Origin of the sequence: Streptomyces sp. GDS52 (assembly GCF_052246875.1) — a bacterium.
Taxonomy (GTDB): domain Bacteria; phylum Actinomycetota; class Actinomycetes; order Streptomycetales; family Streptomycetaceae; genus Streptomyces; species Streptomyces cathayae.
The window spans coordinates 3,259,488-3,281,143 of sequence record NZ_CM125966.1 but is presented as its reverse complement, the minus strand read 5'-3'; the positions used below and the strand labels follow the sequence as shown (position 1 = coordinate 3,281,143).

Below are 21,656 nucleotides of genomic sequence, written 5' to 3'. Positions count from 1 at the left end.
GCCAGCGGAAGCGGGGCTTTTAAGTCGGTCGTCAGGCACCCGAGGGTGCCTCGGCGAGTGGGGTCGGCAGCCCGGTCTGCCTTCCACCGCAGCCGAAACGCACCGGGAGGAAGAACGTGATGGATTCCCTCTCGCAGGTCGACCGAGTGCCAGGTCCGCTCTGGGGAAAGGGTTGGGTGAGGCCGGTGCCCCGATGCCTGCCGGGGCGGTTGGCGCAGTAGTGCGTACCGGTGCAGCCGTCCGTACAGCGTGTACCTGTACAGACCAGGGAGCGATCTACGGCTTGCTGGGGCTGCGGGCCTGAACCGCCCCGTGACGGGGTCCAGCAACTCCAGGGGAGTGCCGCGGGCGGGAGGGGCAGTCGGCGGCCCGGGGTCGAACGGGGCGAGAGACGTGGTGAGGGCCTGCGCGGCACACGCCGTGACCTCAGCACCGACGGCTGCGGCGAAGTCGTAGAGCCGGGACTGCTCTTCGTACTGCAGCCACACAGTGGTCGGCAGTGGGATCTGCGAATCTTCGGGCTGCTGATGTGCGACTACCGCTCCCAGCTCTCGGTAGAAGTCAGGACCGACGGGCCGTGCACCGAGGAGTACGGCCGTTTGGGTGTCTCCGGGCAGACCTGTCACCACGCAGGGCTTCGTGCACCACTGGCCCGTACGCCAATCGATGTCAGCGACTCCGAGAGCCTGCAGGCGACCGAGCCATCTGTTGACCGCCGGGCGGGCAGCGCCGCTCGCCCATGCGGCATCCCGGACGAGCGCGGAGAGCGCGCCGGTGCGCTGGTCAGCCATCCAGGCCACGAAGAGGTCGGGGTCAAACACGTCCGAACCCCCCCCGTGGGAACTGGCTTAGGACCGCTTCTCGGTAGCGGCGCCATAGAGTGGCATGCGAGGTTCCCGCCTGGTCGAACAGCACGATCTTGCTCCAGAACTCCTTGGCAGGCCGACTCAGAGAGCCGATGTCAGGCTCCTCCCGCCGCAGCAGCTTCACAGAAGGCGCCCCGGACGCAGGCATGGTCACCAGCCATACAGCCGTGGGTGGGATCGGCACTCGGACTGCCCCGCCACCGCACAAGTCGGGTGCACGTTCGCGCCACCAGGCAGGCTCCTGCGCGCGCGGGATGGTGAGGAACCGGCCTTGGGCGGTGAGGAAACGCGAGTCTCCGGCCAGCGGCACGACAACAGTGGCAACGGGCTCTGCGGGGGTGGGCGCGGTTGCCCTGTCAGACTGCGGAGCTATGAGCCGCTCCAGATAAAAGGTGAGCTCCGTCCCATCAGCAGCCAGTACGTGCCGACCTGGCTTTAAGCCCCGCCCGCGTAGCTCAACCAGGCCCTCAGCGGGTACATCGAGCTGGTCTCCGTCCAGGGTGACCAAACCAGACTTGCGGAGCTCCTTCGGCACCATCAGGTCCGGCTCGCCGCCTAGCAGGAAGTGCGACCGCTGGCGCCACTCTGGCCGTACACGCAGGCCGTTGCGGAGGCTCAGCAGATTGGCCGTGGTGTGGCGGACGTTCTGGATTCCCGATCGGGCCAGAGCTTCAGCTAGCGCTGGTGCGTCCTTGAACTCCATCGCTGGGGTGATCTGCCAGCCCGGAAGCGGCACAGCCTCGGGTCGGTACCACCGCAGGCCGGCATCATCCAGGAACGCCTGGAGCTGGCGCTGGCCGGATGGGGTGAACAGGAAGACGTAGGGCTCGGATACCGCCAGCACATCGGTTTCCACCCAGCCTCCCGCCACCGGGTCTTCCCGCAGCGCCATAAGCTTCCGCCCGCTTTCCACGCGCACGGCGGTTTTCTGACCACGCGCGGTGAACCCGGATTGAAGCGCGTCCGCCACCTCAGGTATCGCTCCGGACAGCACATACGCTTGATCCTCGGTGCCGGACGCAAGGTTCAGCTCCCCGTTGGGATGCTTCAGTACGTCCGCTTCCACTCCTGGCACGGTATCCGCGTGCCAGCGGATCTCCCATCCTGTCCATCCGTCTTCGACCACCACACGCAACGGCACCCGTCGGAGGCCGTCGAGGGAACCCTGAGTCGTGGCGTCCCAGCTTTCGAGCAGGGCAACCAGCAAGGGCTCCAGCAGTGGCCTCTCACTGTCAGAAACGAGGGCCCGGCGCAGCCCCTGGGATAGGCCCTGCGGATGGCGGGTGCTCCACACGGCGAGGTCCCTCAGCAATGTCGCACCAGCCACCGGCTGACCCGGTGACAGGCCGGCAGACCGGAAGAAGGACGTGAGGGCGGCGTGATCCGAAGCCCTGACCAGCGCCTGCGACTGGGCATAGCCGATCTTCGTGTACGTGGGGTTCTTCTTGATCGTGCTGAGGCCGCGCGCCCCGGCCTTCTCGCGAAGCCATTGATCCAGGCAGACCCAAAGTTCGACGACAGTGTCGTAATGCTGCTGAAGCCGGTGCTTGTGTTGTGCTCCATTGCCCCAAGGGGGCTGGAGGACCTCGGCGAGGCGCGCATAGTACGCCGGTGCTCCGGGTCCCAGTTCGGTCCGCCGCATATTGGCGGCTGCCAAGACGGTAGCCGCCAGCAGGGGCAGGCAGGGGGGAGGGTCCTGGCGCGTCCCCCGCTCCCAGGCACGGCAACGCGCAGAGACCGGCTCGTACGGGTTTCCATGCCAGGCGAGCACAGAACTGACCGCGATGCGCAGTTCCGGCACCTGCTCTTGGTCGTGCAGGGTGAGCAGCTCTGCCTCGTCGATGAAGAAGAGAACGGGCATACCGCTGCGATCTTCACCGAAGAATTCTCGGGCCAGGCGGGACTGCCACCACTCAAACGAGTGCCACGCGCTCTTCCCCTGAGGCCCATTCCCCACGCTCATCCACTCACCCCGCTGCCGGAGCTGCAACTGCTGATCTGTGGCCTAGCTCTACCCGAACCAGCAGAACAACTACGTGCACTTGCACACAACCCCCCCGGGCCTCACGAATCGTGCTGATGGGCAGACAGCACGTCACAGATCTATCACCTGAACACCCCCTCCGATACCGAAAGGCCATTTGAGAACCAGGTGACTTGATCCGCTGGGCGTGTAGGGGCGGCGGCTCGCCCTCGCTAGGTCGTCCTCCGCCACCATCGAATGCCCACTGCTCGACACTGCTGCCTGACCCAGTGGGGTGGCTTGCCCGAACCGCCATCTTGCATCGACGCGAGGGCAAGGCACCGATAGTCCGGCCCAGGGGATGGCGAGCCGTCTACCGGGTTTGGCTCCCAAATAGCTCCCAAGACGGTCCCCGGAACCACTCAGGGGCCCGACCCGCTGAGCGGATCAGGCCCCTGACCTGGTACTTCACTGTCGGGGTGGCGGGATTTGAACCCACGACCTCTTCGTCCCGAACGAAGCGCGCTGCCAAGCTGCGCCACACCCCGGTGTCGCTGCTCTCGCGGCGACGACGTTTACTTTAGCCCACCGGTGGCCAGAGGCGAAATCCGGTTTGGGTGCCACGGCTGGACACGCGGGGGCCGACGGCGCCGACCGGTGCCGTCGGCCCCCGCGGGACACAGGTGCTCCGCTACTCCCGGCTCACCAGGGTCATCAGCGTCGCCTCCGGGGGGCAGGCGAAGCGGACCGGGGTGTAGCGGTTGGTGCCGCAGCCCGCGGAGACGTGGAGGTAGGAGGTGCGGCCCTCGGACGTGTGGGTGGACAGGCCCTTCACCCGGTCGGTGTCCAGGTCGCAGTTGGTGACCAGGGCGCCGTAGAAGGGGATGCAGAGCTGGCCGCCGTGGGTGTGACCGGCCAGGACCAGGGGGTAGCCGTCGGACGTGAAGGAGTCCAGGACGCGCAGGTAGGGGGCGTGGACGACGCCCATCGAGAAGTCCGCCGCGTTCGACGGGCCGCCCGCCACCTCCGTGTAGCGGTCCCGCTTGATGTGCGGGTCGTCCAGGCCGGTCAGCTCGACCGCGACGCCCTCGACCTTCAGGGTGCCCCTGGTGTTCGTGAGGTTCAGCCAGCCCGCGCCGTCGAAACCGTCCCGCAGGTCCTCCCACGGGTTGTGGATCACGCCGACGGCCGGGGCGTTGCCGTTCAGGCCGTGCCGGCCGGTGGCCTTCTCGATCAGGTAGCGGGCGGGGTTGCGCAGCTTGGGGCCGTAGTAGTCGTTGGAGCCGAAGACGTACGCGCCCGGGAACTCCATCAGCGGGCCCAGTGCGTCCAGGACCTCCGGTACGCCCTCGGGGTCGGACAGGTTGTCGCCCGTGTTGATCACGAAGTCGGGGCGCAGGCCCGCCAGCGAACGCAGCCAGCGCTGCTTCTTGCGCTGGCCGCTCACCAGGTGGATGTCGGAGACCTGCAGCACGCGCAGGGGGCGCATCCCGGCGGGCAGGACGGGGATCGTCACCCGTCGCAGCCGGAAGGAGCGGGCCTCGAAGCCCGCCGCGTACACCAGACCGGCGGCACCGGCCGCCGTGATTCCCAGGGGGATTCCGTATCGCGCGCGCATACGCCCATCGTGTCAGACCCGGGGGCGGGGGCGTCCCGCGGTCCCTTCTCCCCGGAGCTGCGGCAGGGCTTGCGGGTTCGTCCGAACGCCTCCTGGAGCGGCAGGCGTTAAATGTACGGGCGTCTTTCCGCCTGTTCCTGCGACAATCAAGGCATGACCACGCTCAAGTCCAAGCTGCAGGACGACCTCAACGTTGCGATCAGGGAGCGCGACGAGCTCAGTTCCTCGACGCTCCGACTGACGCTCACCGCGATCACCAAGGAGGAGGTCGCGGGCAAGGAGAAGCGTCAGCTCTCCGACGACGAGGTGCTCAAGGTGATCACCCGTGAGGCGAAGAAGCGCCGTGAGGCGGCGGACGCCTTCGCGCAGGGCGGGCGTCCCGAGCAGGCCGAGCGGGAGAAGGCGGAGGGCGAGCTGCTGGCCCGGTACCTGCCCCGGCCGATGTCCGACGAGGAGCTGGACGCGATCGTCGCCCAGGCCGTCGAGGAGGCGCAGGCGGCGGGCGCCGAGGGCCCGCGGGCCATGGGTGCGGTCATGAAGATCGTCAACCCCAAGGTGGCAGGGCAGGCCGAAGGCGGCCGGGTGGCCGCCGCGGTGAAGAAGCTGCTCGCCGGCTGATCTGCCGGTCCGATCGGTCCGGGTCGGTCGGTCCGGGTCGGTCGGGTACGGCGGACGACAGCGGAGGGCCCCTCCTTCCCGCGAGGGAAGGAGGGGCCCTCCGCTGTCGTCGGACCAGGGGCGCGGGCCGTCAGCGTCGGCCGCCCGGGCCGTTGCCCTGGCCCTGGAAGAAGCCCTCGGGGAGGGAGAAGGTCGGGTCCGGTTCGGCTCCGCCGCCGCCGTTCTGACCACCGTTGCTGTTCTGGCCGCCGTTGCCGCCGCCGGTCAGGCCGCCGATGAAACCGTCGTTGCCGCCGCTACGGCCGCCGTTGCCGCGGTTGCCGTCGCCACGGTCGTCGCCGTCCTTGTCGTCACGGTCACGGTCCTTGTCGGGCTTTTCCTTTTCGGGTTCCGGGATGTGGACGAGGTTGAAGGACGGGGAGCCCTTGCCCGAGAGGGCGCCGGTCATCGCGTCCCGCCAGATGGGGCCCGGCACCGAGCCGCCGTAGACCTTGGCGTGGTAGGTGCCCCCGACGTTGATGTTGACCATCTTGACCTGCTGGGTGGCGCTGCCGACCCAGACCGCTCCCGACAGGTTCGGCGTGTAGCCGACGAACCAGGCGTTCTTGCGCTCGTCCGTCGTTCCCGTCTTGCCGGCGTTGGCGCGGTCCGTGAGGCCGGACGCCTGGCCCGTACCGGAGTCGACCACACCCTGCAGCAGGGTGTTCACCGTGTCCGCGGTCTTCTCGCTCATCGCCCGCGAGCACGTCGACTTCGGTACCTCCAGCGACTTCTGCTGCTCGCCGACCTTCTGGGTGATCGACTCGATGACGACCGGCGTGCAGTACATGCCACGGGAGGCGAAGGCGGCGTACGCGGAGGCCATCGTCAGCGGGGCGACGCCCCTGGAGCCGAGGGAGACGGCGGGGACCTCCGGAAGCTTCTGGCCGTTGCCCTCCACGACGTGCAGGGCGTCCGTCATCTTCACCAACGGGCACAGGCCGATGTCGGCGACCATCTGCACGAAGTAGGTGTTGACCGAGAGGGCCATCGCCTCCTTCAACCGGTACGGGCCGACCTCCGACCTGTCCTCGTTGGGGACGGTGGCACCCTCCTGGTTCATCCAGGGCTTGCCACTGCACGTCTGGACGGGGTCGGGGTAGGGCATCTCGTACGGCGACGAGTACTCCTGGATGGGCGGTCGCCCCTCCTCGAGCGCGGCCGCCGCGACGAAGGGCTTGAACGTCGAACCGGTCGGGAAGCCGAAGTTGGAGCCGCCCATGCTGTGGTCGACCGAATAGTTGATCTCGGTCTCGTTCTTGTCGTAGCCGTAGGGCTTCGACTGGCCCATGCCGAGGACCTTGCCGGTGCCGGGCTCGACCAGGGTGATCGCCGCGGCGACCGAGTCGCCCTTGTTGACGTGCCCCTTGAGCGAGGTGTGGACCGACCGCTGTGCCTGGGGGTCGAGGGTGGTCCGGATCGTCAGACCGCCCTGGTTCCAGATCTTGGCCCGGTCCTCCTTCTTCTTCCCGAAGACCGGGTCGCTCAGGAACACCTCGCGTACGTAGTCACAGAAGAAGGCCGAATCGGCGACCGCCGTGATGCAGCCGTTGTTCGGCTTGCTGACCTTCAGTCCCAGCGGTGCCTTCGACGCCTCGGCGGCCTCCTCCTGGGAGATGTCGCCGACCTGGGCCATCCGCGCCAGGACGACGTTGCGCCGCTTGGTGGCCTCCGTCTCGTCGTTGACCGGGTCGTACCGGCTCGGCGACTGGACGAGGCCGGCGAGGAGGGCGGCCTCCTGGAGGTTGAGGTCCTTGGCGGACTTGGAGAAGTAGCGCTGGGCGGCGGCCTCGACACCGTAGGCCTGCTGGCCGAAGAACGTGATGTTCAGGTAGTTCTCGAGGATCTTCTTCTTGCCCAGCTCCTCCTCGACCTGGATCGCGAACTTCAGCTCGCGGATCTTGCGGCCGATCGTCTGCTGGGTGGCCTGCGCGACCTTCGTCGCGTCGTCGCCGGCCTCCTCCACGAAGACGTTCTTCACGTACTGCTGCGTCAGGGTGGACGCGCCCTGGGAGACACCGCCGCTCTGCGCGTTGCGGTTCATCGCGCGCAGCACGCCCTTCAGGTCGACCGCTCCGTGCTCGTAGAAGCGGGAGTCCTCGATCGCGACGATCGCCTTCTGGAGGTACGGCGAGATGTCCTTGAGGTCGACCACCGTGCGGTCGCGCGAGTAGACGGTGGCGATCTGACCGCCCTTCGCGTCCAGGATGGTGGTGCGCTGGCTCAGCGGGGGCGTCTTGAGGTTGGCGGGGAGCTCGTCGAAACTCTCCACCGAGCCCTTGGCGGCCAGGCCCAGCGCACCCACGGCGGGCAGTGCGATACCGGCCAGGACGGCACCCGCGAGGACACTGACACCGAGGAACTTGGCGGCCTGCTGCGTTGACGACAGACCACCGCCCGAGCGCTTCTTTGGCATGGGAGCAGCCTACGTTCTCATTTACCGGACAGGCGTACAGGCCTTGGCCTAAGCTGCTCACAACTGTCACAGCAGCGAGGCCACGTATCAATACGTCCGGCGACCCCGAATCGTTCCGGATCTTCTCGACTTTCTTCGTCGGGGTGTGGTGGGTGCGTGTCCGGATCCGCCTCGTGTGTCACTCGGTGTCCGTTGTGGCGCAATGGAACTGACCCGAAACGTCGGGGTTGTCGCGCATGTCGCCAGGTCACTCCCCTGGGTGATCTGCCGCTTACCCATAGTCCGTTCGGGCCATTCAAGATTGGGCCCGCTGGGGGTGTTGCGCTGTGCCCACCTTCCGTAACGTCCTCAACTGGCGGCGGTGAATATGCCGCTGCCGCCGTGGGGGAGCCTCGATTCGGGAGAGGACGGCGCCGGTATGGGCTGGGTTACCGACTGGAGTGCGCAGGCCGCCTGCCGCACTACTGATCCGGATGAACTGTTCGTTCAAGGAGCAGCGCAGAACAGGGCCAAGGCGGTGTGCACCGGCTGCCCGGTGCGTACCGAGTGCCTGGCCGACGCGCTCGACAACCGCGTCGAGTTCGGCGTGTGGGGAGGCATGACGGAACGTGAACGCCGCGCACTGCTGCGCCGGCGGCCCACCGTGACGTCCTGGCGCCGGCTGCTGGAGACCGCGCGCACGGAGTACGAGCGGGGGACGGGCGTCGTGCCCCTCGACGACGACGAGGTGTACGCGAACTACGCGGCGGTGAGCTGAGGGCTCTCGGGGGGTCCTCGGCGGGGCGTCTCGGGCTGTGTCGGGGCGCCTTGGGCCGTCCCGGCGTGGGGCGGGTCGGCGTGCGTCAGGCGGTTGCCTCGGGTGGGGCGGGCGCCTCGGGTGTCTCGGGCAGCTCCGGCCTGTTGGTCGCGAGCCGGTCGCCGATGTCCCGCAGGCCTGCGAGGTCGTGCACGTCGCCGGGCAGCGCGGCCACTTCCGTCACCGCCACCTCGGGATGGAGCGCGGTGAAGCGGTCGCGTGTGCGCTGCTCGCGGGAGAGCAGCCGCATCCGCTCGACGTGCAGTCGCAGCAGGCCCGCGGTGAGCTGGTCGACGGACCGCTCCGCGTCCACCCCGTCGGTGTCTGTGCTGGTCTCGGTGGTGCTGGTGTCCGTGTCCGTGTCGTCCGCGGTGGCGGGGGAGCCTCCGTCGGGGACGTCTGAACTGGTGTGTGTGTCAGGGGAGTTACGAACTCCAGCTTTCCCGTCCTCCTGATCCACAATGCGGGAGTCCTCAAGATTTTCCGCGGCGGCGAGTGCCCGCTCGGCCGACAGCCGGTCGGCGCCGCTGCCGTGGACCCGGTTGAGCACCAGACCGGCCAGCGGCATGTCCTCCGCGGCCAGCCGTTCCACGAAGTACGCGGCCTCGCGCAGTGCGTCCCGCTCCGGGGCCGCGACCACCAGGAACGCCGTCCCGGGCGCCTGGAGCAGTTTGAACGTGGCGTCCGCGCGCGTACGGAACCCGCCGAACATGGAGTCCATCGCCGCCACGAACGTCTGGACGTCCCGCAGCAGTTGCCCCCCGAGCACCTTGCCCAGGACGCCGGTCATCATGGACATCCCGACGTTCAGGAACTTCATCCCCGCACGACCGCCGACCTTCGCCGGGGTCAGCAGGACGCGGATGAGTTTGCCGTCGAGGAAGGAGCCGAGCCGCTTGGGCGCGTCCAGGAAGTCCAGTGCGGAGCGGGAGGGCGGCGTGTCGACGACGATGAGGTCCCACTCGTCGCGGGCCCGCAGCTGCCCCAGCTTCTCCATCGCCATGTACTCCTGCGTGCCCGCGAAGCCCGCCGAGAGGGACTGGTAGAAGGGGTTGCCGAGGATCGCGGAGGCGCGCTCCGGGTCCGCGTGCGCCTCGACGATCTCGTCGAAGGTGCGCTTCATGTCGAGCATCATGGCGTGCAGTTCGCCGCCGGCGGAGTCGTCGATGCCCTTCACCCGGCGGGGGACGTTGTCGAGCGAGTCGATGCCCATGGACTGGGCGAGCCGGCGGGCGGGGTCGATGGTGAGGACGACCACCTTGCGTCCCCGTTCGGCCGCGCGCAGTCCCAGGGCCGCGGCGGTGGTCGTCTTGCCGACCCCGCCCGAGCCGCAGCACACCACGATCCGGGTGGCCCGGTCCTCGATCAGCGGGTCGATGTCGAGCGTGCGCACGGGGGAGAGGTGGTGGCGGGCCGGGTGGACCGGGTGGGCCGGTTCCGGGTGACGGCTCATGACATCCCCTGCTTCCGATACTTCCGACTCGTGACGGGCGTGGCGGACCTGATGGGCGTGGCGGGCGTGGTGGGCATGGCGGATCTGACGGGAGCGGCGGGCATGACGGGAACGCCGGGAGCGTTCCCGCCGGGTACGGGCACGGATGCGGATATGGCCGCGGACATGGGCAGGTCTCCGCCGGTCATGACACGCCCTGCGCGCGGAGTTCCTCGGCCAGTTCGTACAGGCCCGCCAGGTCCATGCCCTCCGCGAGCAGCGGCAGCTCGTGCAGGGGCAGGCCCACCTCGGCCAGCGCGGCGCGCTGTTCGGCCTCCAGCGTGTACCGCTCGGCGTACTCCTTGGCCTGCGCGAGCAACGGGTCCACCAGCTGCTCGGCGTGCCCGCCGCGCCGCGCGCCGCCGAGACCGGCGGACGACAGTGCCCGCGCGACAGAGGAACGTTCGACCGCCCCCATGAGTTCCAGGTCGGTCGCGTCCAGCACCTCGGGCCGCACCATGTTCACGATGATCCGCCCCACCGGGAGCCGGGCCCCCCGCAGCTCGGCGATGCCGTCCACGGTCTCCTGGACCGGCATCTCCTCCAACAGGGCGACCAGGTGCACCGCCGTCTCCGGTGATTTCAGCACCCGCATCACGGCCTGGGCCTGATTGTGTATCGGCCCGATCTTCGCGAGCCCGGCGACCTCGTCGTTGACGTTGAGGAAACGGGTGATGCGCCCGGTCGGCGGGGCGTCCATCACGACGTAGTCGTAGACGAACCGCCCGGTGCGGTCCTTGCGCCGCACCGCCTCGCACGCCTTGCCGGTCAGCAGGACGTCCCGCACACCGGGCGCGATGGTGGTCGCGAAGTCGATCGCGCCGAGCTTCTTCAGCGCCCGCCCGGCGCTGCCCAGCTTGTAGAACATCTGGAGGTAGTCCAGAAGGGCCCGCTCGGCGTCTATGGCGAGGGCATGCACCTCCCCGCCCCCGGGAGCGACGGCGATCTTCCGCTCCTCGTACGGCAGCGCCTCCGTCTCGAAGACCTGCGCGATGCCCTGGCGACCCTCGACCTCGACGAGAAGCGTCCGCTTCCCCTCCGTGGCCAGGGCCAGCGCGAGGGCCGCGGCCACCGTGGTCTTGCCGGTTCCGCCCTTGCCACTGACCACCTGAAGCCTGCTCACGCCTTTGAGCCTAATTGCTCCCCGCGCGCCCCGGCGGCTCCGGGGGCGAGTTGCCGGGCTTCCCGTGCTCCCGGGCACTCGGGGCCCCTGGGTTTCCCGGGCTTTCCAGACTTCCCGTGCTTCCCGCGCGGGGGACGGCAACGGCTAGAGTCGCCGCATGACGAAATGGGAGTACTCCACGGTTCCGCTGCTGGTCCACGCCACGAAGCAGATTCTGGACACCTGGGGCGAGGACGGCTGGGAGCTCGTGCAGGTCGTGCCGGGCCCGAACAACCCCGAGCAGCTGGTCGCCTACCTGAAGCGGGAGAAGCAGGCGTGAGCGCGGTCGAGGTCAGACTGGCCGAACTCGGCCTGAGCCTCCCGGAGGTCGTCCCGCCGCTGGCCGCGTACTGCCCGGCCGTGCGGTCGGGGCGGTACGTGCACACCGCCGGCCAGCTTCCCATGGTGGACGGCGAGCTTCCGCTGACCGGAAAGGTCGGTGCCGAGGTCACGGCCGAGGAGGCGAGGGAGCTGGCGCGCACCTGTGCGCTGAACGCCCTCGCCGCCGTGAAGTCCGTCGCCGGTGATCTGGACCGCGTCGCGCGCGTGGTGAAGGTCGTCGGGTTCGTGGCCTCGGCCGCGGACTTCACGGGCCAGCCGGGCGTCCTCAACGGTGCGAGCGAGCTGCTGGTCGAGGTCCTCGGCGACAAGGGCGTCCACGCCCGCAGCGCGGTGGGCGTCGCGGTACTGCCCCTCGACGCGCCGGTGGAGGTCGAGATCCAGGTGGAGCTGACGGACGAGGCCTGACGGACGCACGCTGACGGACGCGGGCAGGCAGCGCGCGTCCGACGCGTCCGGCGAAGGCGGGGGCGGGCCCGGGCTCGGCGGAGGGCCGCGTGGCCCGTGCGGGCCGCCGGGTCCGCCACCCCTCCTCGCCGCGTTCCCCTGCCGCTTCCCGGGACCGCGCGCCCTCTCACCTGCTTTCACCCGCTTTCATCCGCTTCCGCCCCCTTCCCTCCCCTTGCCCTTCCCTCCTCTTCTTCTCCCGCCGGCCACTCGAACATCCGCCCGTCCCGGGATAGCCTCCGGCCATGGTGAATGCGCAGGCTGGTGGGCAGTGGTACCCACCCGAGTGGCCGGTCCGCATCCGCGCGCTCGCGGAGGGCACCCTCACCCCGGTCCCGGCCAAGCGGGCCGCCACCGTGATGCTCCTGAGGGACGCCGGTGACGGCTGCGCCGTCCACATGCTGCGCCGAAGCGCCTCCATGGCCTTCGCCGGAGGCGCCTACGCCTACCCCGGCGGCGGCGTCGACCCGCGGGACGACGACCACCACGTCCGCTGGGCGGGCCCCCCGCGCGCGTGGTGGGCGGACCGGCTCGGCGTCGAGGAGACCGACGCCCAGGCGATCGTCTGCGCCGCCGTACGCGAGACGTACGAGGAGGCCGGTGTGCTGCTCGCCGGTCCGACGCCCGACTCCGTGGTCGGTGACACCACGGGCGCGGACTGGGAGGCGGACCGCGCGGCGCTCGTCGAGCGGAGGACGTCCTTCGCGGAGTTCCTCGACCGCCGAGGGCTGGTCCTGCGCTCGGACCTGCTCGGCGCGTGGACCCGGTGGATCACCCCGGAGTTCGAGCCCCGCCGCTACGACACCTGGTTCTTCGTCGCCGCGCTCCCCGAGGGGCAGCGCACCCGCAACGCCTCCACGGAGGCCGACCGCACGGTGTGGATCGCCCCGCGCGAGGCGGCCGCCGCGTACGACCGGGGCGAGCTGCTGATGATGCCGCCGACGATCGCGACCCTGCGCCAGCTGGCGGTGTACCCGGCGGCGGCGCAGGCGCTCGACGCGGCGTCCGCGCGGGACCTCACGCCGGTACTGGCCACCGCGCGCCTGGAGGAGGAGAAGATCGTGCTGTCCTGGCCCGGGCACGACGAGTTCACCCAGCACATCCCGACCGGTGGAGCACCCGCATGACGGACGCGGCAGCCCTTCCCGGCCAACCGCGCGGCGGGGTCCTCTCCGGACCCGCCACCGCGCGCGCGGTCAACGTCCTGGCTCCGAACGCCTCGGCCATGACCCTGGACGGCACCAACACCTGGATCCTCTCGGAACCCGGCTCCGCGCGGGCGGTCGTCGTCGACCCCGGCCCGCTGGACGAGGGGCATCTGCACAGCGTCGTCGACACGGCCGAGCGGGCCGGCAAGCGCGTCGCCCTCATCCTGCTGACGCACGGTCACCCCGACCACGCCGAGGGCGCCACCCGCTTCGCCGAGCTGACCGGCACGAAGGTACGGGCGCTGGACCCGGAGCTGCGGCTGGGGGACGAGGGCCTGTCCGGCGGGGACGTCATCGACGTGGGCGGTCTGGAACTGCGGGTCGTCCCCACCCCCGGCCACACCGCCGACTCCCTGTCCTTCCACCTGCCGGCCGACGGGGCCGTCCTCACCGGCGACACCGTCCTGGGACGCGGTACGACCGTCGTGTCCCACCCCGACGGCCGCCTCGGCGACTACCTGGACACCCTGCGCCGCCTGCGCTCGCTCACGGTCGACGACGGCGTCCACACGGTCCTGCCCGGCCACGGGCCCGTGCTGGAGGACGCCCAGGGCGCGGTCGAGTACTACCTGGCGCACCGGGCCCACCGCCTCGCCCAGGTGGAGACGGCCGTCGAGAACGGCCTGCTCGCCCCGTCCGAGGTCGTCGCCCACGTCTACGCCGACGTGGACCGCTCCCTGTGGCCGGCCGCGGAACTGTCGGTCCGCGCGCAACTGGAATACCTGCGGGAACACGGGCTCATCTAGCGGGGCGCGGGCTCGGTCGGCGCGAGCACGGCTCACCCGGTGGGGCGCGGTTCACTCGGTGGGGCACGGGCTCGTCCGGCGGGGTACGGGGCTTCACCCGAAAGCCCCGGCGCCCGGCAGGCGCTGAGGCCTGCGGGGCACCGGGGCTTTCGGCACGCGTGCCGGGAATCCCGTCAGCGGGAGCGCTTCGCGAGGCGCTCGACGTCCAGGAGGATCACCGCGCGGGCCTCCAGACGGAGCCAGCCGCGCTGCGCGAAGTCCGCCAGGGCCTTGTTGACCGTCTCGCGGGACGCGCCGACCAGCTGGGCCAGCTCCTCCTGCGTGAGGTCGTGGACGACGTGGATGCCCTCCTCGGACTGCACCCCGAAGCGGCGGGAGAGGTCCAGCAGGGCGCGGGCGACCCGGCCCGGGACGTCGGAGAAGACCAGGTCCGACATGGCGTCGTTGGTCTTGCGCAGCCGGCGCGCGACGGCCCGCAGCAGCGCCGTGGCCACCTCGGGGCGGGCGTTCAGCCAGGGCTGGAGGTCGCTGTGGCCCAGGGCGAGCAGCTTGACCTCGGTCAGCGCCGTGGCGGTCGCGGTGCGCGGGCCCGGGTCGAAGAGCGACAGCTCACCGATGAGCTCGCCGGGGCCGACGACGGCCAGCATGTTCTCGCGGCCGTCGGGGGAGGTCCGGTGGAGCTTGACCTTGCCCTCGGTGACCACGTAGAGCCGGTCTCCGGGGTCGCCCTCGTGGAACAGGGAGTCGCCCCGTGCGAGGGTCACCTCGCTCAGCGAGGCGCGAAGCTCCGCGGCCTGCTCGTCATCGAGCGCCGCGAAGAGCGGGTTCCGCCGCAGAACGTCGTCCACGTGTTCTCTCCTTGTCGACCTGCTCAGGGGATCTTGTTCCCCGCGTACCAGGGGACCGAGGTGCCCATTTTGCCGGACAGTCCAAACAGTGTGATCTGTCACAAGGATGCCGCACAGGTGTGCCCGGGTAAGCGGCAGGGGTCCAATTGGGCGCTGATCTTCAGGGGCCGGGGCGGATGTCGGTGCCGGGCCGTAGGCTGGTCGGGTGTCCAAATCGCCGGTGGGAGTGCGTGCTCAGGGGGCTGCGCGGGTGGCGGTACATCATGATTCCGCTGTGGGCGAACAGGGCTCCGGCGGCGGTGGGGAAACGGCGAAACCGACAAAGAAGGCACCGGTGAAGAAGGATTCGACCGCGAGTGCGAGCGAAGCGGCGGCCGAGGTGAGGCCCGCCTCCGCGAAGGGCTCCGCGCCTGCGCGGAAGACGGCGTCCGCGCAGAGCCCCGCGCCCGGGAAGAAGCCCGGGAAGAAGGCGGCGTCCGCGAAGAAGGCCGCCGCCGGGCGGCCCGGGGCCGAGTCGCGTACCGCGCTGGTCCGCCGGGCCCGGCGGATCAACCGGGAGCTCGCCGAGCTGTACCCGTACGCCCACCCCGAGCTGGACTTCGAGAACCCCTTCCAACTGGTGGTCGCCACGGTCCTGTCCGCCCAGACCACCGACCTGCGGGTCAACCAGACGACCCCCGCCCTCTTCGCGAAGTACCCCACCCCCGAGGACCTGGCCGCCGCCGTCCCGGAGGAGGTGGAGGAGATCCTCCGCCCCACCGGGTTCTTCCGGGCCAAGACCAGGTCGGTGATAGGCCTTTCGAAGATGCTGGCGGAGGAGTTCGGCGGCGAGGTGCCGGGGCGGCTCGAGGATCTCGTCAGGCTGCCCGGTGTGGGCCGCAAGACGGCCTTCGTCGTCCTCGGCAACGCCTTCGGCCGCCCGGGGATCACCGTGGACACGCACTTCCAGCGCCTGGTGCGCCGTTGGAAGTGGACGCAGGAGACCGACCCCGACAAGATCGAGGCGGCCGTCGGCGCGCTCTTCCCGAAGAGTGACTGGACCGATCTCTCGCACCATGTGGTCTGGCACGGCCGCCGCATCTGTCACGCCCGCAAGCCCGCCTGCGGAGCCTGCCCCGTCGCCCCGCTCTGCCCGGCGTACGGCGAGGGGGAGACGGACCCGGAGAAGGCGCAGAAGCTGCTGAAGTACGAGAAGGGCGGTTTCCCGGGCCAGCGTCTGAACCCCCCGCAGGCCTACCTCGACGCGGGCGGCCGGCCGGCCCCGCCGCTGGGCGCCGGATGACGGGGCATACCCGGCGGCCGCGGGTGGAACGATCTTTGGTGGAACGTTCCAGGGGCCGCCGGGCGTTGGACCTGTCGCCGGGAGCGGACGGGCAGGGGGCGGGACGACGGGGGTGGCGATGATGCGGGCGGGCGATATCCGGGGTGGCCGGGCGACGCTCAGCCAGGAGGGTCTGCCCTCCTGGCTGGACCCGGTGGTACGGGCGGCGGAGACGGTCGCGCCGGGGCAGTTGAGCCGCTTCCTGCCGCCGGCGAACGGCTCGGGGCGCCAGTCCGCGGTCCTGATCCTGTTCGGCGAGGGCGCGTACGGTCCGGAACTGCTGCTCATGGAGCGCTCGGCGGCGCTGCGTTCGCATGCCGGGCAGCCGGCCTTCCCCGGTGGCGCCCTCGACCCCGAGGACGGCGACCCGCTGGCCGACGGGCCGTTGTGGGCCGCGCTGCGCGAGGCCGAGGAGGAGACCGGGCTCGATCCGGCCGGTGTCCAGCTCTTCGGTGTCCTGCCCAAGCTCTACATCCCCGTCAGCGGATTCGTCGTCACCCCGGTGCTGGGCTGGTGGCGGGTCCCCAGCCCGGTCGGCGTCGTGGATCCCAACGAGACCGCCCGGGTCTTCACGGTCCCGGTGGCGGATCTCACCGATCCGGGCAACCGGGCGACCGCGGTCCATCCCAGCGGCCACCAAGGCCCGGCGTTCCTGGTCGAATCGGCTCTTGTCTGGGGTTTCACGGCCGGGGTCATCGACCGGCTGCTCCACTACGCGGGGTGGGAGCGCCCCTGGGACCGGGACAAGCGGGTCCCGCTGGACCAGAGGTCATGACAGGGTGGGCGCGGTGCCGTTGCGGTACGGGGGCTGGTGACGACGGTGGTTCGTGCCGTACGCCTCCGGACTCCGGCCGGACGGGAGCGACCGGAGTGACGAGGCGAGGCTGGAAGCAGTGAACGTGCTGGACATCCTGTTGCTGGTCGCCGCCGTCTGGTTCGCGATCGTCGGCTACCGCCAGGGGTTCGTCGTCGGCATCCTGTCGGTGATCGGGTTCCTGGGCGGCGGTCTCGTCGCCGTCTACCTGCTCCCCGTCATCTGGGACGTCCTGACGGACAACGCCGAGGTCGGCACGACCGCGGCCGTTGTCGCGGTCGTCGTCGTCATAGTCTGCGCCTCCGTCGGCCAGGCGCTGACCACGCACCTCGGCAACAAACTGCGCCGTCACATCACCTGGTCCCCGGCCCGGGCGCTCGACGCGACCGGCGGTGTCCTGGTCAACGTCGTCGCCATGCTCCTGGTCGCCTGGCTGATCGGCTCCGCCCTCGCCGGTACGACGCTGCCGACGCTCGGCAAGGAGGTCCGCGGCTCCAAGGTCCTGCTCGGTGTCTCCCGCGCGCTGCCCGACCAGGCCGACACCTGGTTCGCCGACTTCTCCTCCGTCCTCGCGCAGAACGGCTTCCCGCAGGTCTTCAGCCCGTTCGCGAACGAGCCGATCACCGATGTCCAGCCCCCCGACCCCGCCCTGGTCGGCAGCCCCGTGGCCGCCCGGGCCCAGCGGTCCATCGTCAAGGTCATGGGCACCGCACCGCAGTGCGGCAAGGTCCTGGAGGGCACGGGCTTCGTGTTCTCCGAACGCCGCGTCATGACCAACGCGCACGTCGTGGGCGGCGTCGACGAGCCGACCGTGCAGATAGGCGGCGAGGGCAGGAAGTACGACGCGACGGTCGTCCTCTACGACTGGAAGCGCGACATCGCGGTCCTCGACGTCCCGGACCTGAAGGCGCCGGCGCTGCGGTTCACGACCGACGACGCGGGCAGCGGGGACAGCGCCATCGTCGCCGGCTTCCCGGAGAACGGCGCGTACGACGTCAGGTCCGCGCGGGTCCGGGGGCGGATCACGGCCAACGGCCCGGACATCTACCACCGGGGCACGGTCCGCCGTGACGTCTACTCCCTGTACGCGACGGTCCGTCAGGGAAACTCCGGCGGCCCGCTGCTCACACCCGAGGGTCGGGTCTACGGCGTGGTGTTCGCCAAGTCCCTCGACGACGCCGAGACGGGGTACGCGCTCACCGTCGACGAGATCCAGGACGACATCACCCAGGGCCGTGCCGCGAACCAGCAGGTGGACAGCGACAGTTGCGCGCTCTGAGCGGCGCGCGGGACAGGGCCCGCGCACCGCTGTCGGATCACCCGCGTGGGTGAAGCAGCCGTGCCGAGACCCAGCGGGCCCGGCGGCGGAGGATATGGGGGATCCCCACCCTGAGGTCCGTACCCGCCATGTGCGGTGCACCGCCTCGCTGGTGGGGTCCCCTGCCGCCCGCCGAACTGCGGTCGCGGCCTGCGTCACTGTAGTCGTGCGTCCAGCCCATATTCCGACGGTGCCCCCGCCTCATGGTCGATAATCGCCTCAGGCGCAGCCAATTGGCCTATGCGCGAGGCACATGGCCCTTCGTAGGACAGGTGTTCACTTCCGTCGTGGGGGCGTCTTCGCTCAGCGGTCGGGCTCCGGGTCCTTCAGCCAGTTGATCAGCTCGGTGGAGAAGGTGACCGGGTCCTCCTCGTGCGGGAAGTGCCCGAGCCCGTCGAACAGCCGCCAGCGGTACGGCGCTTCGACGTACTGTCCGGACCCTGCGGCGCTCCGGGTGCGTACCACGGGATCCAGCGAGCCGTGCAGATGCAGCGTCGGCACCCGCACCGGACGCTTCATCCGGCGGTTGAACTGGATGCCGTCGGGCCGGGCCATGGAGCGCATCATCCAGCGGTACGGCTCGATCGAGCAGTGCGCCGTGGACGGGATGCACATGGCGCGCCGGTAGTTCTCCAGCGCCTCCTCCTCGGGCGGGCGCGGCCCGGACCAGTCCTGGATGAGTCGGGCCACCAGCGCCCCGTCGTCGGCGGTGAGCTGCCGCTCCGGGACCCAGGGCCGCTGGAACCCCCAGATGTGGGACATGGCGGAGGACTGCCTGACGTCCGCGAGCATGGCCGACCGCCAGCGCCGCGGATGCGGCATGGACGAGACCGCGAGCCGCCGTACGAGCTTGGGGCGCATCGCCGCCGCCGTCCAGGCCAGGTAGCCGCCCAGGTCGTGCCCCACCAGCGCGGCGTCCGGCTCGCCGAGGGAGCGGACCACTCCGGTGATGTCCAGCGCGAGGTTGGCCGGGTCGTAACCGCGCGGTGTGCGGTCGCTGCCCCCGACACCCCGCAGGTCCATGGCGACGGCGCGGAACCCCGCGTCGGCGAGTGCCGTCAGCTGGTGCCGCCAGGTCCACCAGAACTGCGGGAAGCCGTGCAGCAGCAGCACCAGCGGTCCGTCGCCGAGCTCCGCGATGTGGAAGCGTGCGCCGTTGGCGGCCACGTCCCGGTGGGTCACCTCGGCGCCCGGGATGTCGAGGCGCACGGCCGAGAGGGGGTGCGCCGAGGGAGGTTGCCCCGAAGGGAGGGAGGAGCCCGTCATGAGGACGAGCGTCCCACAGCTTCGATCGCCGCGGGGGTCCGGTTCTTGGGCAGGTCGAGTTCGGGACGCGGGTGCGGCTTGGCCTTCTGCAGCACGCCCGCGGTCTCCTTCATGGAGGCGGCGACCTTCTGCGGGCCCCGGCTCTTCTTCGCCTTCTTCGCGAAGACGACGCCGATCAGCGCGAGGACGCCGGCGACGAGGCAGTTCGCCACGAAGGACAGCAGGAAGCAGAGGGCGAGGTTCCAGTCGCTCCAGGTGTGGATGCCGTAGGCCAGGGCGAAGCTCAGCATCGGCAGGGAGAACAGCAGGATGAGGCCGGCCAGGGTCAGCACCACGCCGCTCCTCGCGCCCCGCTTCGCGTCCTGCTTGAGCTGCGCCTTCGCCAGCGCGATCTCGTCGTGCACCAGCGCCGACATGTTCTCCGTCGCCGAGGCGAACAGCTCGCCGATGCTGCGTTCGGCGCCGACCGGGCTGCCGTCGGGTGCGCTCATCGCGGTCTCCCTCTTCTGCGTACGTATCGCGTGCCACTGTGTGTCGCTGTGTACGGTTCAGTCTGCCGTCTGACGGTTCCTGTCCGGTCGGTCGCCACGTCCGGCCACGTGGGTCCGACCCCGTGGGCCGGGCGTGGCATGGCCGATCGCGTGTGTCCGCGTGTGCCTGCGGGCGTCCGACTGTCCTGACTTTTGTACCGTCTCGTCAGATCATGCCGGACCGTCGTGGTCCTCGCCTGCCCCGCCCGGCACTTCGGCAAGCCCGTGCCGCTGTTCGGCCTTCTCCCGGGCGAGCCGCCGGTGCTCGGCGGCCTTGCGGTCGTGGATCTCCGCCATCCGCAGGTGGTGGGCCGGGTCGTCCTCCTCGTACACGTCGGGGATGCCGCTGAGGTCGTCGTCGCGCTCCTCCTCCTGGGCCAGCCTGCGGTACTCGGCGTTCCGGATCTTCAGCAGCACGGTCGCCACCACGGTCGCGATCAGCGAACCGGTCAGCACGGCGGCCTTGACGCCGTCCGTCATCGCCGCGTCGCCCTCGAAGGCGAGTTCACCGATGAGCAGGGAGACGGTGAACCCGATCCCGGCCAGCATCGCCACCGCGAACACGTCCGCCCAGGCGAGGTCCTCGCTGAGCGAGGCCCTGGTGAAGCGTGTGGTCAGCCAGGTGCCGCCGAAGATGCCGACCGTCTTGCCGACGACGAGGCCGAGGACGACGCCGAGCGTCTCGGGCGTGGTGAACACGTCCGCGAGTGCGCCGCCGGAGACCACCACACCCGCGCTGAACAGGGCGAACAGCGGGACGGCGAGGCCCGAGGAGAGGGGCCGGACGAGGTGCTCGACGCGCTCACCGGGGGACTGCTCCTCACCCTCGTGGCGGTGGCATCGCAGCATCAGGCCCATGGCGACACCGGCGATGGTGGCGTGGATGCCGCTGTTGTACATCAGGCCCCAGACGACGAGGGCGAGCGGCACGTACACGTACCAGCCGCGCACGCTCTTGCGGAGCAGCAGCCAGAAGACGGCCAGGCCCGCCACGGCACCGCCGAGCGCGGCGAAGTCCAGGTCGGCGGTGAAGAAGACCGCGATGATCAGAATCGCGAAGAGGTCGTCGACGACGGCGAGGGTGAGCAGGAAGGCGCGCAGCGCGCTCGGCAGGGAGGTGCCGATGACGGCGAGCACGGCGAGCGCGAAGGCGATGTCGGTGGCGGTGGGCACGGCCCAGCCGGCCAGTGAGCCGCCGCCGATGCCGCTGGTGAGCGTGTAGACGAGCGCCGGTACGGCCATGCCGCACAGGGCGGCGACGACGGGGAGCGCGGCGGCCCGGGGGTCGCGCAGATCACCGGCGACGAGTTCGCGCTTGAGTTCCGCTCCGGCGACGAAGAAGAAGACCGCGAGCAGTCCGTCGGCGGCCCAGTGCGCGACGGACAGGTTCAGGCCGAGCGACTCGGGGCCGAGGCGGAAGTGGCTGACGCTCTCGTAGCTGTCCCGCAGGGCGGGCACGTTCGCCCAGATCAGCGCGGTGATCGCGGCGACGAGCAGCAGCATGCCGCCGACGGTCTCGGTACGCAGCGCGTCCGCGACGAAGTTCCGCTCGGGCAGGGAGAGGCGGCCGAGGGCCTTGCGGGGGCTGGGGGTGCGGGGCGCGGTCACGGGGTGGTCCTCTGATCGTCGGGCAGCACGAATCGTGTGCCGACCAGACTTCCCGGCGCTCCATGAGACAGCTTGTGTGCGGGTGGCCTGCAGCGGCCACCTTCGTGACCACTGTAGCCAACGTGCTTCCGGGCCGCACCGAGGGCTTCCGGTGACGGACGCCGCGGGGGTGCCCGGCGCGTGCGTCGCGCCGGGCACCCCGTGTGCTTGCGGTCGGGCGACCCCGTGTTCCGGCGGCCGG

Annotated in this window: 19 protein-coding genes and 1 tRNA gene; 9 read left to right on the top strand and 11 right to left on the bottom strand. The window is 70.4% G+C overall.

Annotated features, from left to right (window positions below):
- Positions 1 to 813 precede the first annotated feature (813 nt).
- From ACTWJ9_RS14855 to ACTWJ9_RS14845, 3 genes are all read right to left on the bottom strand, one after another.
- Positions 814 to 2,727, bottom strand: coding sequence for a hypothetical protein (locus ACTWJ9_RS14855; protein WP_443295818.1), 1,914 nt, complete (start codon positions 2,725 to 2,727; stop codon positions 814 to 816).
- Between the two features lie 576 nt (positions 2,728 to 3,303).
- A tRNA-Pro gene (locus tag ACTWJ9_RS14850) sits at positions 3,304 to 3,377 on the bottom strand.
- 143 nt (positions 3,378 to 3,520) lie between these two features.
- Positions 3,521 to 4,447, bottom strand: coding sequence for a metallophosphoesterase (locus tag ACTWJ9_RS14845; RefSeq protein ID WP_387039996.1), 927 nt, complete (start codon positions 4,445 to 4,447; stop codon positions 3,521 to 3,523).
- 153 nt (positions 4,448 to 4,600) lie between these two features.
- On the opposite strand from ACTWJ9_RS14845, the gene ACTWJ9_RS14840 reads away from it, so the two are divergent.
- Positions 4,601 to 5,065, top strand: coding sequence for a GatB/YqeY domain-containing protein (locus ACTWJ9_RS14840; RefSeq protein WP_279334702.1), 465 nt, complete (start codon positions 4,601 to 4,603; stop codon positions 5,063 to 5,065).
- Positions 5,066 to 5,195: 130 nt separating this feature from the next.
- On the opposite strand, the gene ACTWJ9_RS14835 is transcribed toward ACTWJ9_RS14840, so the two are convergent.
- Entirely contained in the window at positions 5,196 to 7,520 is a 2,325-nt protein-coding gene (locus ACTWJ9_RS14835; RefSeq protein WP_443295817.1) for a transglycosylase domain-containing protein, read from the bottom strand.
- 418 nt (positions 7,521 to 7,938) lie between these two features.
- Between ACTWJ9_RS14835 and wblA the strand changes: the two genes are divergently transcribed.
- Positions 7,939 to 8,277, top strand: a complete 339-nt coding sequence (wblA, locus tag ACTWJ9_RS14830) for a transcriptional regulator WblA (RefSeq protein WP_181383401.1) — start codon at positions 7,939 to 7,941, stop codon at positions 8,275 to 8,277.
- Positions 8,278 to 8,362: 85 nt separating this feature from the next.
- On the opposite strand, the gene ACTWJ9_RS14825 is transcribed toward wblA, so the two are convergent.
- Both ACTWJ9_RS14825 and ACTWJ9_RS14820 read right to left on the bottom strand, forming a co-directional pair.
- Positions 8,363 to 9,769: an ArsA family ATPase gene (locus tag ACTWJ9_RS14825; RefSeq protein WP_279334700.1), complete on the bottom strand. Its 1,407-nt coding sequence runs from the start codon at positions 9,767 to 9,769 to the stop codon at positions 8,363 to 8,365.
- 184 nt (positions 9,770 to 9,953) lie between these two features.
- Entirely contained in the window at positions 9,954 to 10,931 is a 978-nt protein-coding gene (locus tag ACTWJ9_RS14820) for an ArsA family ATPase (protein WP_388707456.1), read from the bottom strand.
- Between the two features lie 157 nt (positions 10,932 to 11,088).
- On the opposite strand from ACTWJ9_RS14820, the gene ACTWJ9_RS14815 reads away from it, so the two are divergent.
- The 4 genes from ACTWJ9_RS14815 to ACTWJ9_RS14800 all read left to right on the top strand — a co-directional run bounded on the left by ACTWJ9_RS14815 (position 11,089) and on the right by ACTWJ9_RS14800 (position 13,710).
- Positions 11,089 to 11,250 (top strand): DUF4177 domain-containing protein, encoded by a 162-nt coding sequence (locus ACTWJ9_RS14815; RefSeq protein ID WP_019355547.1) that lies wholly within the window; start codon positions 11,089 to 11,091, stop codon positions 11,248 to 11,250.
- Positions 11,247 to 11,717 (top strand): RidA family protein, encoded by a 471-nt coding sequence (locus tag ACTWJ9_RS14810; RefSeq protein ID WP_443295816.1) that lies wholly within the window; start codon positions 11,247 to 11,249, stop codon positions 11,715 to 11,717. Before ACTWJ9_RS14815 ends, ACTWJ9_RS14810 begins: the two co-directional genes overlap by 4 nt.
- Positions 11,718 to 12,001: 284 nt before the next feature.
- Positions 12,002 to 12,883 (top strand): NUDIX hydrolase, encoded by an 882-nt coding sequence (locus ACTWJ9_RS14805; protein ID WP_279334697.1) that lies wholly within the window; start codon positions 12,002 to 12,004, stop codon positions 12,881 to 12,883.
- On the top strand, positions 12,880 to 13,710 hold the full coding sequence (locus tag ACTWJ9_RS14800; RefSeq protein ID WP_279334696.1) for an MBL fold metallo-hydrolase: 831 nt from the start codon (positions 12,880 to 12,882) through the stop codon (positions 13,708 to 13,710). The genes ACTWJ9_RS14805 and ACTWJ9_RS14800 overlap by 4 nt, the downstream gene beginning before the upstream one ends.
- Positions 13,711 to 13,883: 173 nt before the next feature.
- On the opposite strand, the gene ACTWJ9_RS14795 is transcribed toward ACTWJ9_RS14800, so the two are convergent.
- The gene (locus ACTWJ9_RS14795; protein ID WP_109377225.1) at positions 13,884 to 14,558 is read right to left on the bottom strand and encodes a Crp/Fnr family transcriptional regulator; all 675 of its coding nucleotides are present in this window, start codon (positions 14,556 to 14,558) and stop codon (positions 13,884 to 13,886) included.
- Between the two features lie 334 nt (positions 14,559 to 14,892).
- On the opposite strand from ACTWJ9_RS14795, the gene nth reads away from it, so the two are divergent.
- The 3 genes from nth to ACTWJ9_RS14780 all read left to right on the top strand — a co-directional run bounded on the left by nth (position 14,893) and on the right by ACTWJ9_RS14780 (position 17,972).
- On the top strand, positions 14,893 to 15,840 hold the full coding sequence (gene nth, locus ACTWJ9_RS14790; RefSeq protein ID WP_279334695.1) for an endonuclease III: 948 nt from the start codon (positions 14,893 to 14,895) through the stop codon (positions 15,838 to 15,840).
- A 118-nt stretch (positions 15,841 to 15,958) separates the two neighbouring features.
- On the top strand, positions 15,959 to 16,654 hold the full coding sequence (locus tag ACTWJ9_RS14785; protein ID WP_279337972.1) for an NUDIX hydrolase: 696 nt from the start codon (positions 15,959 to 15,961) through the stop codon (positions 16,652 to 16,654).
- A gap of 118 nt (positions 16,655 to 16,772) precedes the next feature.
- Positions 16,773 to 17,972: a MarP family serine protease gene (locus ACTWJ9_RS14780; protein ID WP_279334694.1), complete on the top strand. Its 1,200-nt coding sequence runs from the start codon at positions 16,773 to 16,775 to the stop codon at positions 17,970 to 17,972.
- Between the two features lie 37 nt (positions 17,973 to 18,009).
- Here ACTWJ9_RS14780 and ACTWJ9_RS14775 read toward each other — a convergent pair whose 3' ends face one another.
- The 4 genes from ACTWJ9_RS14775 to nhaA form a co-directional block, all read right to left on the bottom strand.
- Positions 18,010 to 18,192: a hypothetical protein gene (locus tag ACTWJ9_RS14775; protein WP_279334693.1), complete on the bottom strand. Its 183-nt coding sequence runs from the start codon at positions 18,190 to 18,192 to the stop codon at positions 18,010 to 18,012.
- Between the two features lie 122 nt (positions 18,193 to 18,314).
- The gene (locus tag ACTWJ9_RS14770; protein ID WP_279334692.1) at positions 18,315 to 19,277 is read right to left on the bottom strand and encodes an alpha/beta fold hydrolase; all 963 of its coding nucleotides are present in this window, start codon (positions 19,275 to 19,277) and stop codon (positions 18,315 to 18,317) included.
- Positions 19,274 to 19,768 carry a phage holin family protein gene (locus tag ACTWJ9_RS14765; protein ID WP_279334691.1) on the bottom strand — a complete coding sequence of 165 codons (495 nt, stop codon included), beginning with the start codon at positions 19,766 to 19,768 and terminating at the stop codon, positions 19,274 to 19,276. Before ACTWJ9_RS14765 ends, ACTWJ9_RS14770 begins: the two co-directional genes overlap by 4 nt.
- 210 nt (positions 19,769 to 19,978) lie before the next feature.
- Positions 19,979 to 21,415, bottom strand: coding sequence for a Na+/H+ antiporter NhaA (gene nhaA, locus ACTWJ9_RS14760; protein ID WP_279334690.1), 1,437 nt, complete (start codon positions 21,413 to 21,415; stop codon positions 19,979 to 19,981).
- Positions 21,416 to 21,656 lie beyond the last annotated feature (241 nt).

Coding starts and splice junctions, on each gene's coding strand:
- ACTWJ9_RS14855 (WP_443295818.1), bottom strand. CDS start 2,727: ATGCCCGTTCTCTTCTTCATCGACGAGGCAGAGCTGCTCACCCTGCAC.
- ACTWJ9_RS14845 (WP_387039996.1), bottom strand. CDS start 4,447: ATGCGCGCGCGATACGGAATCCCCCTGGGAATCACGGCGGCCGGTGCC.
- ACTWJ9_RS14840 (WP_279334702.1), top strand. CDS start 4,601: ATGACCACGCTCAAGTCCAAGCTGCAGGACGACCTCAACGTTGCGATC.
- ACTWJ9_RS14835 (WP_443295817.1), bottom strand. CDS start 7,520: ATGCCAAAGAAGCGCTCGGGCGGTGGTCTGTCGTCAACGCAGCAGGCC.
- wblA (WP_181383401.1), top strand. CDS start 7,939: ATGGGCTGGGTTACCGACTGGAGTGCGCAGGCCGCCTGCCGCACTACT.
- ACTWJ9_RS14825 (WP_279334700.1), bottom strand. CDS start 9,769: ATGAGCCGTCACCCGGAACCGGCCCACCCGGTCCACCCGGCCCGCCAC.
- ACTWJ9_RS14815 (WP_019355547.1), top strand. CDS start 11,089: ATGACGAAATGGGAGTACTCCACGGTTCCGCTGCTGGTCCACGCCACG.
- ACTWJ9_RS14805 (WP_279334697.1), top strand. CDS start 12,002: ATGGTGAATGCGCAGGCTGGTGGGCAGTGGTACCCACCCGAGTGGCCG.
- ACTWJ9_RS14800 (WP_279334696.1), top strand. CDS start 12,880: ATGACGGACGCGGCAGCCCTTCCCGGCCAACCGCGCGGCGGGGTCCTC.
- ACTWJ9_RS14785 (WP_279337972.1), top strand. CDS start 15,959: ATGATGCGGGCGGGCGATATCCGGGGTGGCCGGGCGACGCTCAGCCAG.
- ACTWJ9_RS14775 (WP_279334693.1), bottom strand. CDS start 18,192: ATGGGCTGGACGCACGACTACAGTGACGCAGGCCGCGACCGCAGTTCG.
- ACTWJ9_RS14770 (WP_279334692.1), bottom strand. CDS start 19,277: ATGACGGGCTCCTCCCTCCCTTCGGGGCAACCTCCCTCGGCGCACCCC.
- ACTWJ9_RS14765 (WP_279334691.1), bottom strand. CDS start 19,768: ATGAGCGCACCCGACGGCAGCCCGGTCGGCGCCGAACGCAGCATCGGC.